This window comes from Loktanella sp. S4079, assembly GCF_000967725.1.
Lineage (GTDB): Bacteria > Pseudomonadota > Alphaproteobacteria > Rhodobacterales > Rhodobacteraceae > Yoonia.
In genome coordinates, this window is the sequence record NZ_JXYE01000007.1 from 127,011 (window position 1) to 144,565 (window position 17,555).

At 54.2% G+C, this 17,555-nt stretch carries 15 protein-coding genes; 14 read left to right on the forward strand and 1 reads right to left on the reverse strand.

The window, feature by feature from the left end; genetic code table 11:
- Positions 1-29: 29 nt before the first annotated feature.
- From TW80_RS15410 to purU, 7 genes are all read left to right on the forward strand, one after another.
- A complete protein-coding gene (locus tag TW80_RS15410) occupies positions 30-737 on the forward strand; it encodes a GntR family transcriptional regulator (protein WP_239450569.1) in 708 nt (235 codons plus the stop codon).
- A 15-nt stretch (positions 738-752) separates the two neighbouring features.
- On the forward strand, positions 753-1,796 hold the full coding sequence (locus tag TW80_RS15415) for an aldo/keto reductase (RefSeq protein ID WP_045998343.1): 1,044 nt from the start codon (positions 753-755) through the stop codon (positions 1,794-1,796).
- Positions 1,786-2,202: an RbsD/FucU family protein gene (locus tag TW80_RS15420; RefSeq protein WP_045998344.1), complete on the forward strand. Its 417-nt coding sequence runs from the start codon at positions 1,786-1,788 to the stop codon at positions 2,200-2,202. The genes TW80_RS15415 and TW80_RS15420 overlap by 11 nt, the downstream gene beginning before the upstream one ends.
- Entirely contained in the window at positions 2,199-3,014 is an 816-nt protein-coding gene (locus TW80_RS15425) for an amidohydrolase family protein (RefSeq protein ID WP_045998345.1), read from the forward strand. The genes TW80_RS15420 and TW80_RS15425 overlap by 4 nt, the downstream gene beginning before the upstream one ends.
- A 53-nt stretch (positions 3,015-3,067) precedes the next feature.
- Positions 3,068-4,300, forward strand: coding sequence for a metallophosphoesterase family protein (locus tag TW80_RS15430; RefSeq protein ID WP_052701023.1), 1,233 nt, complete (start codon positions 3,068-3,070; stop codon positions 4,298-4,300).
- Entirely contained in the window at positions 4,300-7,734 is a 3,435-nt protein-coding gene (locus TW80_RS15435; protein ID WP_045998346.1) for a YhaN family protein, read from the forward strand. The genes TW80_RS15430 and TW80_RS15435 overlap by 1 nt, the downstream gene beginning before the upstream one ends.
- Positions 7,735-7,889: 155 nt before the next feature.
- A complete protein-coding gene (purU, locus tag TW80_RS15440; protein WP_045998347.1) occupies positions 7,890-8,774 on the forward strand; it encodes a formyltetrahydrofolate deformylase in 885 nt (294 codons plus the stop codon).
- Positions 8,775-8,777: 3 nt separating this feature from the next.
- Here the strand turns inward: purU and TW80_RS15445 are convergent, their stop codons facing one another.
- Complete coding sequence (locus TW80_RS15445) at positions 8,778-9,545, reverse strand: DeoR/GlpR family DNA-binding transcription regulator (RefSeq protein WP_045998348.1); 768 nt, start codon at positions 9,543-9,545, stop codon at positions 8,778-8,780.
- A gap of 283 nt (positions 9,546-9,828) precedes the next feature.
- Here TW80_RS15445 and glpD point away from each other — a divergent pair, with 283 nt between their 5' ends.
- From glpD to TW80_RS15480, 7 genes are all read left to right on the forward strand, one after another.
- Positions 9,829-11,433, forward strand: coding sequence for a glycerol-3-phosphate dehydrogenase (glpD, locus tag TW80_RS15450; protein WP_045998349.1), 1,605 nt, complete (start codon positions 9,829-9,831; stop codon positions 11,431-11,433).
- A 27-nt stretch (positions 11,434-11,460) separates the two neighbouring features.
- The gene (locus TW80_RS15455; protein ID WP_045998350.1) at positions 11,461-12,549 is read left to right on the forward strand and encodes an ABC transporter ATP-binding protein; all 1,089 of its coding nucleotides are present in this window, start codon (positions 11,461-11,463) and stop codon (positions 12,547-12,549) included.
- Positions 12,550-13,635: an ABC transporter ATP-binding protein gene (locus TW80_RS15460; RefSeq protein WP_045998351.1), complete on the forward strand. Its 1,086-nt coding sequence runs from the start codon at positions 12,550-12,552 to the stop codon at positions 13,633-13,635.
- Positions 13,635-14,507: a carbohydrate ABC transporter permease gene (locus tag TW80_RS15465; protein WP_045998352.1), complete on the forward strand. Its 873-nt coding sequence runs from the start codon at positions 13,635-13,637 to the stop codon at positions 14,505-14,507. Before TW80_RS15460 ends, TW80_RS15465 begins: the two co-directional genes overlap by 1 nt.
- On the forward strand, positions 14,507-15,382 hold the full coding sequence (locus tag TW80_RS15470; RefSeq protein ID WP_239450570.1) for a carbohydrate ABC transporter permease: 876 nt from the start codon (positions 14,507-14,509) through the stop codon (positions 15,380-15,382). Before TW80_RS15465 ends, TW80_RS15470 begins: the two co-directional genes overlap by 1 nt.
- Positions 15,383-15,397: 15 nt before the next feature.
- Positions 15,398-15,670, forward strand: coding sequence for a DUF2160 domain-containing protein (locus TW80_RS15475; RefSeq protein ID WP_045998353.1), 273 nt, complete (start codon positions 15,398-15,400; stop codon positions 15,668-15,670).
- 80 nt (positions 15,671-15,750) lie between these two features.
- Positions 15,751-17,472, forward strand: coding sequence for an ABC transporter substrate-binding protein (locus TW80_RS15480; RefSeq protein ID WP_045998354.1), 1,722 nt, complete (start codon positions 15,751-15,753; stop codon positions 17,470-17,472).
- The last annotated feature ends 83 nt before the right edge of the window (positions 17,473-17,555 follow it).

Here is a 17,555-nt window from a genome sequence, read left to right on the forward strand (position 1 = left end):
TAACATGTCAGTTGAAGTTGGAGAAGAAATTGGCCCAGATCACAAATATCAACGTGGATGCTTTGACGGATATTGAACAGCTCGACGGCCCACTGTCGCAACGGGTCTATACCGCACTGCGCACTGCCATTCTGGACATGAAACTGGAACCCGGCGCAGTTTTACGCAAAGCAGCGATTTGTGAGCAATTTGGTGTTTCGCGCTCGCCCGTGGCAGAGGCGCTAACGCGATTGTCGGGCGATGGGTTGGTTGATGTGATCCCGCAGTCTGCCACGCGCGTCACGCGGTTTTCGCTCGATGAAATCCGCGAAGAGTGTTTTTTGCGTGATGCTGTCGAAGTCGCTGCCGTCAAGCGGGTCGCAACGATCCGCACCGACGAACAGCTTGCCCAGTTGACGCGGAACCTGCGTCTGCAAGGGCTGCTCGTCGAGGATCAGGATTTTCACGGATTTTTTGAAGCTGACGAAGCCTTTCACAAGATGTTGCTGGAATTTACGGGATTTCGATCAGTCGCCGCAATCGCCGGTCAACTTGCGTTGCAATTGCGCCGTGTCAGAATGCTAGTTCTACCCGAGACAGGGCGCCCCGCCGAAACAATCAAAGAGCATACTGCCATTCTTGACGCGATCCGCGCGCAAGATCCCGACACGGCCGGAAGCGCCATGCGTTTTCACCTTGGGCAATTGATCAACCGGATCGAACCGCTTGAAAAACAGCACCCAGACTATTTCCGATAGCCCTCAGGAGATGACATGCACGTTCAAAGGTCTCACTCGCTGAATAGCCGCACGCAGCGACCGATCAATCTGACCACGATGGGATTTGGCAGCGCGCCTTTGGGCAACCTTTACCAAGAAATGAGCGAAGACACCGCCAAGGCGACGTTGGAGGCGGCAATCGACGCTGGCATTCGCTATTTTGATACTGCGCCATTTTATGGTCTCGGCCTGTCAGAAGAACGGATCGGACGCGCATTGCATGACCGTGATGATATTGTGCTCTCTACCAAAGTTGGTCGTATTCTCACCGATTGCCCGCCAAACGAAGCGACACCTGAAATGTTCGTCAATGTGCCCGCTCGACGGGTTTCGTTCGACTACTCCTATGACGGAATTATGCGCAGCTATCTAGCGAGCATGCATCGGTTGGGTGAACGCAAACCGGACATATTGCTGTTGCACGACATTGATCCCGGCACGCATGGTCAGGCCGTTTCGGACAAGCATTTGAATGATTTGTTTTGCCATGGTGGCTACACGGCATTGGACGAATTGCGCAGCTCTGGTGAAATTGGCGCGATCGGCGCGGGCGTGAATGATTGGCGCATCTGCGAAAAACTGATGCAAGAGGCACCCTTTGACTGCTTTCTGCTGGCTGGTCGTTACACCCTATTGGAACAAGAAGCCCTAGATAGCTTTTTACCGCGCTGCGTATCTGATGATGTGGGGATCATTCTGGGTGGACCGTATAATTCGGGTATCCTTGCCACCGGGGCGACCCCCGGCGCACGCTACAACTACGCACCTGCACCGCCTGAAATCATCGAACGCGTGCAACAAATTGAACAGATATGCGCGACACATGACGTCCCGCTGATCGCTGCGGCTTTGCAATTCGTCATGGGGCACCCCGCTGTCCGTAGCGTTATACCAGGGGCCGCGACCCCCGACGAAATCGCAAACAACGTTGCGCTTTTCGATATGCCTATCCCAAGCGGACTTTGGACCGATCTTAAGTCTGCCGGACTCATCCGCGATGACGCGCCTACGCCAAAAGGAAACGAAGATGCTATATAACATCCCGCCGATCCTATCACCTGATCTATTATGGACTTTACGCGCAATGGGGCACGGCGACGAGATTGTCATTGCGGACGCCAATTTTCCGGCCGAAGGGCTAGGCCCCCGCTGTCTGCGCCTCGACGGGATCAGCGCAACTGATGTGCTCAAGGCAATCGTGGGCCTTATGCCCTTGGACAATTTTGTCACGACGCCAGCGCATACAATGCAGGTCGTCAACGAACCGGACGCCGTTCCCGAAATTGTCGCAACCTTTCGTACGCTTATTCCAAACCATTCCGTCGGTACACTTGAACGATTTGCCTTTTATGATCGCGCAGCCAAGGCCTTTGCCGTGGTGCAAACTGGGGAAACGCGACTTTATGGGAACATCATACTCACCAAAGGCGTAATCGGATCATGAAGATCGACGCGCATCAGCATTTTTGGAAACTGTCGCGCGGGGACTATGGCTGGCTGACTCCTGATTTACGCGCGCTTTATCGGGATTATGGCCCCTCTGATCTAATACCACTTCTTAAGCAATGTGGGGTTGATGGCACCCTATTGGTCCAAGCCGCCCCCACTATTGCAGAGACTGAATATCTGCTGTCGATTGCGGATCAGCACCCCTTTGTCTTGGGCGTCGTCGGCTGGGTCGACTTTGATCATAGTGATGCAACGCAACAAATCGCGAAATTCGCCCAACATCCTAAGCTATGCGGTTTGCGCCCAATGATCCAAGACATTCCTGATAACCAATGGATGCTACGCCCTTCGGTTGGGGCAGCGGTTGACGCGATGATCGCGCATGATCTGACCTTTGACGCGTTGGTATTGCCTCAACACCTAAAGGTCTTGAACACCTTTATCCAGCGACACCCTAATTTGCGTGTCGTCATTGATCACGGGGCAAAGCCGGATATTCGCAATGCTCAGTTCGACGAATGGGCCGCTGACATCGCAGGACTGGCACGAAATGAACAGGTATTTTGCAAACTCTCTGGCCTTGCGACAGAGGCGCGTTCTGATTGGACACCAGCCGATCTGGCCCCTTACATCGCTCATTTGATCGACAGTTTCGACGCAACGCGCCTGATTTGGGGAAGCGATTGGCCCGTCGCCACCAGCGCCGTCGGCTATTCCGCTTGGCACGATATGGTGCAGGACTACGCAGGCGAGAACGCCCATTCCATTTTCGGCGCAAATGCACAAAGGGCCTATCGCCTGCGGTGATCGCATTGCGCTTTGTGTGAAAACCACGCAAGTTTGCGGCAAGGAGACCCCATTTGATCCGCATCTTACACACCGCCGATTTGCATCTTGATTCACCGCTCAAATCGCTGGCCCTACGCGACGAGACAATGCGCGACGTTGTGCAAACTGCGACGCGCACGGCATTTACGCGCATCGTTGATGCCGCAATCGCCCAAGATGTCTGTGCCCTATTGATCGCAGGCGATCTATTCGACGGCGCCGCAAGAAGCGCAAAGACAGCAGCCTTCTTGCTCGGGCAGCTTGATCGCTTGGGTGACGCTGGTGTCCAAGTTTTCTACATCAAAGGAAACCATGACGCCGAAAACCCTCTTACCGGCGAACTTACTCTGCCCGCCCATGTGCATATCTTTGACGGGCGCGGCGGCAAAGTACAGATCGGCGATACAAACGTCTGGGTCCACGGGGTGAGCTTTAGCGGAAAACATGCTCCCGAAAGCCTGCTCAACAAATTTAGCACGCCCGTGCCCGACGCGATCAACATTGGTATGCTGCATACGTCACTTGCCGGGGCCGAAGGTCACGACACTTACGCACCCTGTAGTGAAGCCGAGCTGCGAAATTTCGGGTATGACTATTGGGCGCTTGGCCATATTCACAAACGCAAAGTGTACAGCCAATCACCTTGGATCGTGATGCCCGGTATTCCGCAGGGGCGTGATATTGGCGAGGCAGGTGAAGGCTCTGCCACGCTTGTCCAGATTGATGGTTCAACGATCAGTGCGTCGGAGATCCCAACCTCTGCTGTCATCTTTCGCGAAGAGAGCATCGACGTCAGTGAAACAACAGATGACGACACTATGCGCGCTCTTCTACGGACAAGCCTGAATGAGATTGCATCTAACACATCAGAAAATGCCATTTTGCGTCTAACCCTGACCGGCAACTCTGCGCGCCACTGGGAACTCTTGCGGGACAAACATCTGTGGACAGAAACCGCCAAAGACATCGCTGCCCAGACAGGGCGCATTTGGATCGACAAATTACGATTTGACCTCAAGGCTCCGGTCATTGCTGGCAACAGCACCGCAACCGATGAATTGGCAAGACTGATGGCCGAAATCCAGCAAGAGGATAATTTCGCCAAGGAATTGGACACGATCGTTGATCAAATTTTGTCCGAGTTACCCGCGCAATCGCGATCAGATCTTTTGCCTGATCCGTCTGCTTTACGCAAACTATCGGCAGAGCTGTCAGACACTGGCGCCGCGCAAATGATTGCCCTTATGAAAGGGGCCTCGGATTAATGCGTCTTCGTCAACTTAGCTTGGATTTCTTTGGACACTTCGCAGGCAAGTCCTATGATTTTGGTCCCCGCCGCGAAGGCGCCGCCGATTTTCACATTATCCACGGCCCGAATGAGGCCGGTAAAACCACAACGATGGAGGCATATCTTCGGCTGATCTACGGGTTCGCAGCACGTGAACCCTATGATTTCCAGCACCAGCGCAAAAACTTGCGGGTCTCGGGGACATTTGAAACCACAAACGGGGATCTATCGTTCAGTCGCCTGCCAACGCGTAGCGGATCGCTAGTGGACGCCAACGGCAATACTCTTGCTCAAAGCGCGATTGATGCCCACCTCGGCGGGTTGCAAATGGTCGACTATCGTAAACTGCTCTGCCTTGATGACCAGACCATCGAACAGGGCGGCGAAGAGATCGCCAACAGCAAGGGTGATATTGGTCGCCTGCTGTTTTCTGCCGCGGCGGGGATCAGTGATCTGAGCGCCGTACTTGATCAAGTCGATCAGGACGCCAAGAGCCTCTACCTAAAGCGCGCCAGCAAATCCGAGATGGCCGTTCTCAAGAAAGAGCTTGCAGAGCTGACCGCGCAGATCAACGCCAATGATGTTCCCGCCGCGACCTACAAAAAACTGCGCCAGGACCTTGCACAAGCCACGCGGACAGAGACCGACATTCGCGCAAAACGCCAAGAGATCGCCGCCCAACTTTCGGCAGCAAAGGCCAAGCAAAACAGCATCGGGCTATTGCACAAGCTCATTCAAGCCGAAGCGCAGCTCAAACCGCTTGCCGATTTCCCCAGGGACCTAGAAATCACCACTGATCAGCTCGTGGAGATGCAACTGCTACAGCATGAAACCACAAAGAACCTAGAGCGATTAGAGACAACACAGAAAGACGCCCAAGGCGCATTAGACCAGATCGTTCTTCGCGCCGATCTACCAGCCCTAGAGATGGGCATTCATGACCTTGAGGATTTGCGCAATCGCTATGTCCCTGCCCAAAATGATTTGCCACGTCGTCGCGCGAAACTGCAAGAAATCGCAACGGATATGCAAGGCGCAGCAATAGAACTGGGTGCGTCTTGCCCGCCCCAAGAATTAGTTCTACCCGCCTCTGTGCTGGCCGATTTGGATTTAAAACGACAAGCCAAGATTGCTGCGGATCGCACGCTTGCGGAGCAGACAAAAGAACGCGACACGCTTGCCACGCGGATTGCCCAAGCGCGCGATGCGCTGAGCGGGCATGCGGCAAATAATGCTGACGATCAGGATATTCAGAACATACTAGATCGGTTTTCTGTCGATCGGCTTGCCCCGGCATTTGCAAAGGCGAGCGAAGCCATCCGCGCTGCGAATGAACGGTATCGCAATGCGCTGGCCGATCTGGCCATTGCGGGTCAAGAATTTGAAACTGTCCCGACCTTGGTCGTCCCCGCCAGCGATATCGATACCATCGTGGGACGATACGCTGACACTTCACAAAAAATCACCACGACCATGTCAGAGATTGACACTCTACGTGTCGAACTGGCCGCCCAAAATGCGCGTATCCTTCAGATGCAACAAGACGGGAGCCTGATCGACGACGCAACCGCCCGCGATCAAATCGCGCGCCGTGATGCGCTTTGGCAATCGCACCGCGACACGCTAGATACGCATTCTGCCGACGCCTTTGAGGACGCGTTGAAGCACACGGATGACATCGCCCAGCAAAGGCTAAGCCAAGCAGCCGACCTTGGGCAATTGCGACAAATTACGCAAAACCGCGACGAAACGGCTGCCCGTCTTCAAGAGCTGGAAAATCGACACAAACGCCAAACGCAAGATCAGCAAGGTTTGCTCGATGAACTGCACGAAATCGCATCGCAGATGGGATTGAACACGCCCCCTTCCCCGGACAGCTTGCGCCAGTGGGTAGCGCGAGTTGTGGTCGCGCATGACGCTGCGCAAAACGAGCAACTGGTCCGCAGAACACATGCAGACACGCTGGGCAAAGCAGAACGCCTCATCGCCGCACTCGCAAAGCATATTGATCTAGATACACCGGATTTCGACACGCTGCTATCCGAAGCAAACCGTCGGGCCGAGCGTGCACGCGAACACCGCGAGCGTCACAAGAGTGATCAACGTGCCCTTGACGACCTGAACACACAAAAACAACAGCGTGATCAGCAATACAGCGACAGTATCGCCCATGCCAAAGCGGCCAGCAACGATTGGCAGCAATTTGTAGCCAAACATCTGAAATCAGCCGTGCAGCCTGCACAACTTGAACGCTCGATCGAACCGCTGCGCACGTTGCGTGAATTGGGCGAGGCTGCGACGGGTCTGGAACGGCAGATTTCAACGATGAAAGCAGACCAATCTAATTTCGCTGAGCAGGTGGACACACTCGCAACGCGTCATGGTGCGAATGATAGCGGTGATGATCCGCTAGCGACTTACGCCGCTTTGCTTGGCTTACTTCGTGAAGGCCAAGCCGCCCAAACTCAACATGCCGATTTGACCCAGACCATCGCCAAAACCGCACAAGAAATTGAGCAGGCAAAAGCGACAATTCGCGAAGTTGCAGATCAGGTTGATGCTATCGGCAGGCTCTTCCCCGAACATGTCCAGACCATTACAATTGATGATCTGCGCGCAGCGGTGCGTGACGCCGACAAGGCCAATCAACTTCGCAGTGAAATCACTGATCTCGAAACGCAGCTGGGCGTAAACCTAAATATCCCCGACCCCGCCCAAGCGCGCGCCGAGATCGAAGCCGCTGTGCCGAGCGAATTAGATGCTTTGGTGTCGCAACTGCAATCTGACCTCGACACGACAGAAGGTGATTTTCAAACCGCCATTGCCGCGCGCGGCTCTGCCCAGCGAGATTTACAATCGGTGACAGGCGACGGCGTTGTCGCAGAATTGACAGAACGCAAGGCAACTGTTGTGCTGGCGATGCAGGATACCGCCTTGCGATATGCTGAACTGCGGGCTGGGCACCTGTTGGCCCAAGAGGCGATACGCCGTTACCGCGACAGCCACCGCAGCGCGATGATGGATGCAACGCAACAGGCGTTTTGCGACCTGACGAATGGCGCCTATACCACGCTCCAAACCACACCCGATGGGGCGAACGAAACGCTTATTGCGATTGATGACGCCGGTCGTGCGAAACAGGCCGGTGACATGTCCAAGGCAACACGGCTACAGCTATATCTCGCGCTGCGTGCTGCCGCCTATGAACAGTTGGTTCAACAAGGCACCAGCCTTCCATTCTTTGGTGACGACATTTTCGAAAGCTTCGATGAAAACCGCACCAAAGCGGCATGTAAAATGATGGAGCGTATCGGCCATCGCGGACAGGCCATCTATCTGACCCATCACCAGCATGTGGTTGATATCGCCCGCGAGGTCTGCGGTGACAGCGTGCGGGTCCACCAAATCTGATCTGATCCGCGACGCAGGTGTCGGATCGGAAATCTAGAAGTGTCTATTCCAGCGCCTCAGGCGTCGCTTTGATATAGTCAAGGCAGCGCAATCGGCATTATCACCAACGTCAAACCCGACCAAACGCGGTCTGAATAAGCCGGAGCACTATTGCCATGACCAACTTTGCCCTTCGCGTACAATGTAAATCCACTCGTGGGATCGTTGCTGAAACCTCGACCTTTTTGACCGAGCAAGGCTGCAACATCACCGACAGTGCGCAATTCGACGATACGGATACGGGCAACTTCTTCATGCGCAACAGCTTTCGCTCAGAAGAGGGCGTGACGCTCGAGCAGCTTCAGGAACGGTTCGCACCCATCGTTGATAAATACAACATGACGGCCGAGTTCTTTGACGAATCTGTGAAGCCAAAGGTGATCATCATGGTGTCCCGCTTTGGGCACTGTTTGAACGACCTTTTGTATCGTTGGAAAATCGGCGCATTGCCCATTGATATCGTCGCGGTGATTTCGAACCACATGGACTACCAAAAGGTCGTCGTGAACCACGATATCCCGTTCCACTGCATTAAGGTCACAAAAGAAAACAAACCCGAGGCCGAAGCCCAGATCATGCAGGTGGTCGAGGACACAGAGGCCGAATTGATCGTGCTCGCGCGGTATATGCAGATTCTATCAGACCAGATGTGTCAAAAAATGTCTGGCAAGATCATCAACATCCACCATTCGTTCTTGCCCAGCTTTAAGGGTGCCAACCCCTATAAGCAGGCGTTTGAAAAAGGCGTGAAACTAATTGGTGCAACATCACACTATGTCACCGCCGATTTGGACGAAGGCCCTATCATCGAACAAGACGTCGTGCGCGTGACGCATGCACAATCCAACAACGATTATGTTGCGCTTGGCCGAGATGTCGAAGCACAAGTTTTCTCGCGTGCGATCCACGCCCATGTCCATGGCCGTGTTTTCCTCAATGGCAATAAAACGGTGGTATTCCCTGCCTCCCCCGGATCATACGCATCCGAGCGCATGGGTTAAGGCCTAAGCCGATTGCGTCGCGACGACACGGGTTCCCCAATCGTCGCAGCGCGCCTGAAGCCTTTCCGACACGGGCTGATCCGTAAACAACGCATCCACCGATGCAAGCGAACCAATCCGGGCGGGCGCGGATCGGTGGAATTTCGTATGGTCGGTCACGACAAACACGTGGCGCGATTGTTCGATAATCGCCTGGCTCACCCCCACTTCGTGAATGTCGAAATCCAAAAGGTCGCCGTCGTCATCCAGCGCAGAGCAGCCGATAATCGCGTAGTCAAATTTGAACTTACGGATCGTGTCGGTGGTAATGCTGCCGACCAGCCCACCGTCTGAACGGCGCAGGCTGCCGCCCGTCACGATAACCTGACAGTCCGCATTTTTTGCAAGCGTATTGGCGACGTTCATGTTGTTGGTCACTGCCAACAAATTGCGATGCTGCAAAAGTTCTGCGGCGACCGCCTCGGTCGTTGTGCCGATATTCAGAAAGACAGAGCAGTCTTCGGGCACCTCGCGGGCGCAGGCGCGCGCGATATCCACCTTTTGCTGGTTATTCAGAACGCGCCGATCTTCGTAGCCGATGTTAATCGTGCTTGAAGGTAAGATTGCCCCGCCGTGAACCCGCTCTAACTGGCCAGCATCTGCCAGTTCAGTCAAATCGCGCCGGATCGTTTGAAGCGTGACGCCAAAATGCTCGGCTAATCCTTCAACGGTCACCTTGCCTTCGCGGCGTGCAATTTCAATGATTTCCGGTGCTCGAAACGTCTGAGCCATTCTCCACCCCATATCGCCGCGCCTTGGTTTTGCTTGGCGCGGTTAGTAGGCAATCATAGTTCGGATCTCAGATAAAAACCAAACAGTATCTTCGAATTTGTTCGGTTTTTTCGGTTTCGGTTCAGATATTACCCTCAAGTCTCCATTTCGAAAGAGAATTTTCCGTTTTATATCAGCGTTCTAAATATTATCGAACAAAAACGAACAAAAATGACTTTCTTTTACCCGCGACTCACTGCATAAATTTTCGATATCACTAGGCGCTTGGTAAGGGGGGAGCCAGTTGCCAAATTCTCAGGCATCAGAAAACCTGTGCGATTTATTCGTAATCGGCGGAGGCATTAACGGCTGTGGCATTGCGCGCGATGCGGCTGGACGTGGCCTACAGGTGACGCTTGCCGAGATGTCAGATCTGGCATCAGCAACTTCTTCTGCTTCGACAAAACTATTCCACGGCGGCCTGCGCTATCTTGAGTATTTCGAGGTACGGCTTGTCCGCGAGGCCTTGATCGAGCGCGAAACCCTGCTGCGCGCCATGCCTCATATTTCATGGCCGATGCGGTTTGTATTGCCCTACCACAAAGATATGCGCTTTGAAGGCAGCACACCAACGTCAAAGCTATTGAACGTTTTTATGCCTTGGCTGCGCGGCCGCCGTCCGGCTTGGCTGATCCGCTTTGGCCTGTTTTTGTACGATAACCTAGGTGGGCGCAAAATCCTGCCCGCCACATCAACCGTGGATTTGCGCAGTAGCCCAGAGGGGTTCCCGCTCAATGACAAATTCGCCAAAGCTTACGAATATTCGGATTGCTGGATCGAAGACTCTCGGCTGGTTATTCTAAATGCCCGCGACGCCCAAGCGCGCGGTGCAAAGATCATGACACGCACCAAAGTTCTCAAGGCCGAGCGTGTTGACGATTTGTGGGAAATCACCACGCAAGACTTGGAAACCGACGAGACAAAGATAACCCGCGCCCGCATGTTGATTAACGCAGCAGGCCCATGGGTCGGCGACATCATCCATCAAAAAATACGCATCAATAGCAAAGAGGATGTGAGGCTCGTCCGCGGAAGCCATATCGTCACCAAAAAGCTATACGATCACGACAAATGCTATTTCTTTCAGGGTACTGACGGGCGGATTATTTTCACGATACCCTATGAAACAGATTTCACGCTGATCGGCACCACAGACGCGGACCACGATGATCCATCGGTGCAACCTGTGTGTACCGATGCAGAACGCGACTATTTGATTGCTTTCGTCAATCAATACCTACGCGAGCCCATCAGCGCTGACGATGTTGTCTGGTCCTATTCGGGCGTGCGTCCGCTTTATGATGATGGTGCGAGCTCTGCCACCGCTGCAACACGCGACTATACGCTCAAGGTCGACAGCAATGGCGGCGCACCAGTTTTGAATGTGTTCGGCGGGAAAATCACCACCTATCGGCGACTTGCCGAAAGTGCTATGGAACAGGTCAAGGCATTGTTTCCACAGCTATCAGACGATTGGACAGCGGGCGTGCCTTTGCCAGGTGGTGATTTTGAGGTTTCGGCGTTTGACCAGCTTGTGAACGAAACGGCGCAGGCCTACCCGTTCTTGGATATCGTGCATGTGCGCCGTTTGGCGCGCGCTTATGGCACCGAGGCAAACCGCGTGTTGGGAGACGCGGCATCGCTTTCGGACTTAGGCGCGTTTTTTGGCGCAAATCTGTACGAAGCCGAAGTGAGCTGGCTCATTCGTAGTGAATTTGCCCGCACAGCCGAAGACGTTGTTTGGCGTCGCAGTAAGCTGGGGCTCAGATTATCCGCCGACGAAATATCGGCACTTGATGAATGGATGCGGACCAATCGGGCCGACGTCTTGGAGCAAGACGGGGCCTAGGAACCGCACGGGGGGAGAAAAGAAAATATGACGCTTAGGATGGAGGGAGTGTCAAAGATCGTCGAAGGAAAGACCCATATCTTTCCGACTGATCTGACGCTTCAGAAAGGCACCATGAACGTTTTGCTAGGGCCGACTTCGGCTGGCAAGACGTCTTTGATGCGGTTGATGGCCGGGCTTGATGTTCCCAGCGCGGGCAAGATCTATTGGGAGGACAAGGACGTCACCGGCGTGCGCGTCCAAGACCGCAAAGTCGCGATGGTATACCAGCAATTCATCAACTACCCGTCGATGACCGTCTACGAAAACATCGCGTCACCGCTACGCCTTCTGCGCAAATCCAACAACGAAATCGACAAAGCCGTCCGCGAGGCCGCCGACCTGATGCAACTGACCCCAATGCTGGATCGCAAGCCGCTTGAACTATCGGGTGGACAGCAGCAGCGTTGTGCTCTTGCGCGCGCGCTTGTTAAGCAGGCCGGGCTTGTGTTGCTTGATGAACCTCTCGCGAACCTTGACTACAAACTGCGTGAAGAACTGCGCGCGGAAATCCCACGTATTTTTGAAGAATCCGGCGCAATTTTTGTCTATGCGACGACCGAACCCGAAGAGGCGCTTTTGCTTGGTGGAAACACCGCCACATTGTGGGAAGGCCGGATTACGCAGTTTGGCGAGACGCCAAAGGTTTATCGCAGCCCCGCTGATGCCACGACCGCGCGGGTGTTCTCTGATCCGCCTATGAATTTTCTGTCGATCTCAAAGATCGGTGAACGCATCCAATTTGGAAACGGTGGCGGTGCCCCTGCTCCTGCGCAGATCGCCGGCCTGCCAGATGGCACATATACGGCTGGGTTCCGCCCAAACCATCTAGAGCTGGAACCGCATGGGCAAGAGCCGATCCAATTTGCAACGAAGCTGACGGTAACTGAAATCACCGGCTCCGAAACGTTTGTGCACCTCGATCATCACGGTGATCGCTGGGTCGGCTTGGTCCACGGCATTCGCGATCTGCAAATCGGACAGCCGCTGATGACCTATCTTGATCCAGCCCATGCCTACATATTCTCTTCTGACGGCGCGCTTTTGTCAGCCGCCCCCTATGCGGAGGCCGCGTAAATGGCAAAAATCACGCTTGATAACCTTGCGCATTCCTATCTCCCGAACCCTGGCGGAGAAGATGACTATGCACTCAAGGAACTTAACCACGATTGGACTGACGGCGAGGCATATGCGCTCTTGGGATCGTCTGGCTGTGGCAAGTCGACGTTGCTGAATATCATTTCGGGGCTTTTGACACCAAGCCAAGGCCGCATCCTGTTCAACGACCAAGACGTCACACATGCGCCAACAGCAGAACGTAACATTGCGCAGGTTTTCCAGTTTCCCGTTGTCTATGACACGATGACCGTTCGCGACAATCTGGCGTTTCCGCTACGCAACCGTGGCGAAGACCCCGCCTATATCGCGCAACGCGTCAACAAAATTGCCGCAATGATCGGGATGGAAGCCGCGCTTAACCGCAAGGCACGTGGCCTAACTGCGGATGCGAAACAAAAGATTTCGCTGGGTCGTGGGATGGTCCGCGAGGACGTGAACGCGCTGCTATTTGACGAACCGTTGACGGTGATTGACCCTCATATGAAATGGGAACTGCGCACGCAGCTCAAGGCTCTGCATCACGAATTCGGTCATACGATGATTTACGTGACCCACGACCAGACAGAGGCACTGACCTTTGCTGACAAAGTTGTGGTGATGTACGATGGCCGGGTAGTCCAAATCGGCACACCTCAAGAGCTATTCGAGCGCCCAGCGCATACATTTGTAGGGTATTTCATTGGCTCTCCGGGGATGAACCTGTTCGACGCTGAAATCAGCGGATCAGGCGCCATAATTGCCGGGACGCAAATCGATCTCGGTGCTGGCTATCAGCCCAAGGCCGGGCACACCCAAGTCGGCGTTCGCCCAGAGTTCATTCAACTCGCGACCAATGGCGCTGGCATTCCCGCTCGCATCCAACGGATCGAAGATGTCGGTCGGCACAAAATTGTTCGCCTTGACGTCGCGGGTCAGCAAATAGCGGCCATCGCTGACGAAGGCGCGAATATCGCTACCGACACAAACGCGATCACCTTTGATCCACAAGGGATCAATGTCTACGCCGACGACTGGCGCGTCCAACCGCAGCAGGAGGCCGCGTAATGAACAAGACTGTTAATCAAAAAGCATGGTTCCTGGTCCTGCCTGTCCTCGTACTGGTCGCATTTTCGGCGGTGATCCCGCTGATGACCGTTGTGAACTATTCGGTCCAAGACACATTTGGGAATAACCAGTTCTTCTGGGCTGGTCTCGAATGGTTCCGCGAGATGCTCGAATCCGAACGTATGTGGAACGCGCTCACAAGACAGTTGGCCTTTTCCGCAATCATTCTGGCGATCGAAATTCCGCTTGGCATTTTTGTGGCGCTCAACATGCCGAAAAAAGGGTTCTGGGCGAGCTTTTGTCTCGTTCTGATGTCCCTGCCCCTACTGATCCCATGGAACGTTGTGGGCACGATTTGGCAAATTTTTGGTCGGGTTGATATCGGCCTTCTTGGATATACGCTCGATAAACTAGGGATTTCCTACAACTACACCCAAGATTTCATCGCGGCTTGGACCACATTGATCGTGATGGATGTGTGGCACTGGACGTCTTTGGTTGCGCTACTTGCCTATGCGGGTCTGCAATCCATCCCCGACGCCTATTATCAGGCTGCCAAAATTGATCAGGCATCGCGCTGGAAGGTCTTTCGCTACATTGAATTGCCAAAAATGGCCGGTGTTCTGATGATCGCGATCTTACTGCGTTTCATGGATAGCTTTATGATCTACACAGAGCCGTTCGTCGTCACCGGCGGTGGGCCGGGCAATGCGACGACGTTCCTGTCGATTGACCTTGTGAAAATGGCGATGGGTCAGTTTGACCTTGGCCCAGCGGCTGCTTTCTCGATCATGTATTTCCTCGTGATCTTGTTGATTTCATGGGTGTTTTACACCGTAATGACCAACCTCGACAAACGGGACGGTGTGTAATGACTGACGCAAGCACACAATCCATTTCAGGAGCAAAAACAGTGACACCTGCGGCAACGACGCGCAAATCCTTTCCAATTAATGGCTCTGCCGTTGTGATGGGGCTGTACCTGCTGTTCTTGCTTTTGCCGATCTACTGGCTGCTGAACATGAGCCTGAAAACCAACGCCGAGATTTTGGGAGGCTTTTCTCTTTGGCCGCGTGATCTAACCTTTGCGAACTACACTAAGATTTTGACCGACCCCAGTTGGTACATGGGCTACGTCAATTCGATGATCTACGTCGTGATGAACACGGTTATCAGCATCGTCGTGGCCTTACCTGCGGCCTACGCGTTTTCAAGATACACGTTCCTAGGTGATAAACATCTGTTCTTTTGGCTGCTGACCAACCGGATGGCACCACCTGCGGTTTTCGCCCTGCCCTTCTTTCAGCTTTATAGCTCTGTCGGTTTGTTCGACACGCATATCGCTGTGGCATTGGCGCATTGTCTGTTCAATGTACCGCTGGCGGTTTGGATCCTCGAAGGGTTCATGCGCGGCGTGCCAAAGGAAATCGACGAAACCGCCTATATTGATGGTTACAGCTTTGGACGCTTTTTCATCCGTATCTTTACGCCGCTGATTGCCAGCGGGATCGGTGTCGCGGCGTTCTTTTGCTTTATGTTTTCGTGGGTCGAACTGCTGCTTAGCCGCACGCTGACTTCGGTCGATGCAAAGCCCATCGCGGCCACGATGACCCGGACGGTTTCGGCCTCCGGGATGGATTGGGGCGTTCTGGCCGCGGCCGGTGTGCTGACCATCATTCCCGGCGCTCTCGTGATCTATTTCGTACGTAACTACATCGCCAAGGGCTTTGCCCTAGGCCGCGTATAACCAAGGAGAAAGCACATGGCATGGATGGCATGGACAACGCCGACGGCAATTTTCTTTGCAGTTATCGCGACCCTGCTTGTGATCTTTACGATCCTTGCAATCAAATTTCCGGAAACGCCGCGTGTTGGCGTTCTTCGGATCGAAACGACCCGTGGTGATCGGTTGTTCATCACGCTGTTGGGCTCGGCCTTTATCAATTTGATCTGGCTCGGCCTTGCGGTCGGACCGCAGCCCTACGCACTGCTGGTCTGTCTGATCTACGCTGGCGCAGTTTTTCGCTGGGTCTGATCAGCGCTTCCTCATCCGGCGGCATTCCCGTCGGGTGGGTATTTCAAACAAGAGTTCTACTATCGGGAGGAGATAAGATAATGAACTTTCCATTCAAATCGACAACGGCGATTGCGCTTGCCATTGCGGTTTCGGGCACCACAGCCCAAGCCGATATGGCAGCGGCTATCGACTTTCTCGACAATAACATTGAACGTTCCGCGCTAAGCCGCGCTGACCAAGAAGCCGAAATGCAATGGTATATTGATGCGGCTGCCCCTTATGCGGGCATGGATATTCGTGTCGTATCCGAAACCATCGCAACCCACGAATACGAAGCCAACGTTTTGGCACCTGCATTCACAGCGATCACCGGCATCAACATCACCCACGACCTGATCGGCGAAGGCGACGTGGTTGAAAAGCTGCAAACGCAAATGCAGTCTGGCCAGAACATCTATGATGCCTATGTGAACGACAGTGACCTGATCGGTACACACTGGCGCTATCAGCAGGCCCGCAACCTGACAGACTGGATGGCTGGCGACGGCGCATCAGTCACAAGCCCAACGCTGAACTTGGACGATTTCATCGGTCTAGACTTTACGACTGGCCCAGATGGCAAGCTCTACCAGATGCCAACACAGCAGTTCGCGAACCTGTATTGGTTCCGCTACGACATGTTCACTGACGAAAAGAACATGGCCGATTTCGCAGCCGAATACGGTTATGATCTGGGCGTGCCTGTGAACTGGTCCGCATACGAAGACATCGCTGCCTTCTTTACTGGCCGCGACCTCAGCCACATGGGCATCGATACCGATGTCTATGGTCACATGGACTACGGCAAGAAAGACCCATCACTCGGCTGGCGCTTTACCGATGCGTGGATGTCCATGGCTGGTATGGGCGACAAAGGCGAACCAAACGGTCTGCCTGTCGATGAATGGGGTGTGCGCGTCAATGACCAAAGCCAGCCCGTCGGTTCATGCGTGGCCCGTGGCGGCGCGACGAACTCTCCGGCTGCGGTTTACGCGATCGAAAGCTATGTGAACTGGCTGACGAACTATGCCCCACCTGCTGCGGCTGGCATGACGTTCTCTGAATCGGGTCCAATTCCGGCACAGGGTAGCATTGCCCAGCAAATGTTCTGGTACACCGCATTCACCGCTGACATGGTTGGCGAAGGTGCTGCGGCCGTTCTGGACGACGACGGCATGCCATTGTGGCGTATGGCCCCAAGCCCACACGGCGCATATTGGGAAGACGGCATGAAAGTCGGCTATCAAGATGCAGGGTCTTGGACGCTGATGGAATCTACACCGTTGGATCGTGCACAGGCGGCTTGGCTATACGCACAGTTCGTGACCTCGATGACGGTTGACGTTGAAAAATCCCACGCTGGTCTGACGTTCATCCGTGAATCCACAATCGACCACGAAAGCTTTACCGAGCGCGCACCGCGTTTGGGTGGTTTGATTGAATTCTATCGTTCACCAGCACGGGTTCAGTGGTCGCCAACAGGCACCAACATCCCTGACTATCCAAAGCTGGCGCAGCTGTGGTGGCAGAACATCGGGGATGCGTCCTCTGGTGCGAAATCCGCCCAAGAAGCGCTGGACAGCCTCTGCGCAGAACAAGAACGCGTTCTGGAACGTCTTGAGCGTGCAGGCGTTCAAGGGGAACTTGGCCCCGTCATGAACGAAGAAATGGACCCAGAATACTGGCTCAGCCAGCCGGGTTCACCAAAGGCTGCTTTGGAAAGCACCGACGAAGAGCCGATCACGGTTTCTTATGACGAGCTGATCCAGTCTTGGCAGTAAGCAAAGATTTCTATGGGCGGGTCCCCTGCCCATAGCACCATTGGCGCGGCAACGGTTTTTTACCGCCGTCGCGCTTTTCCATC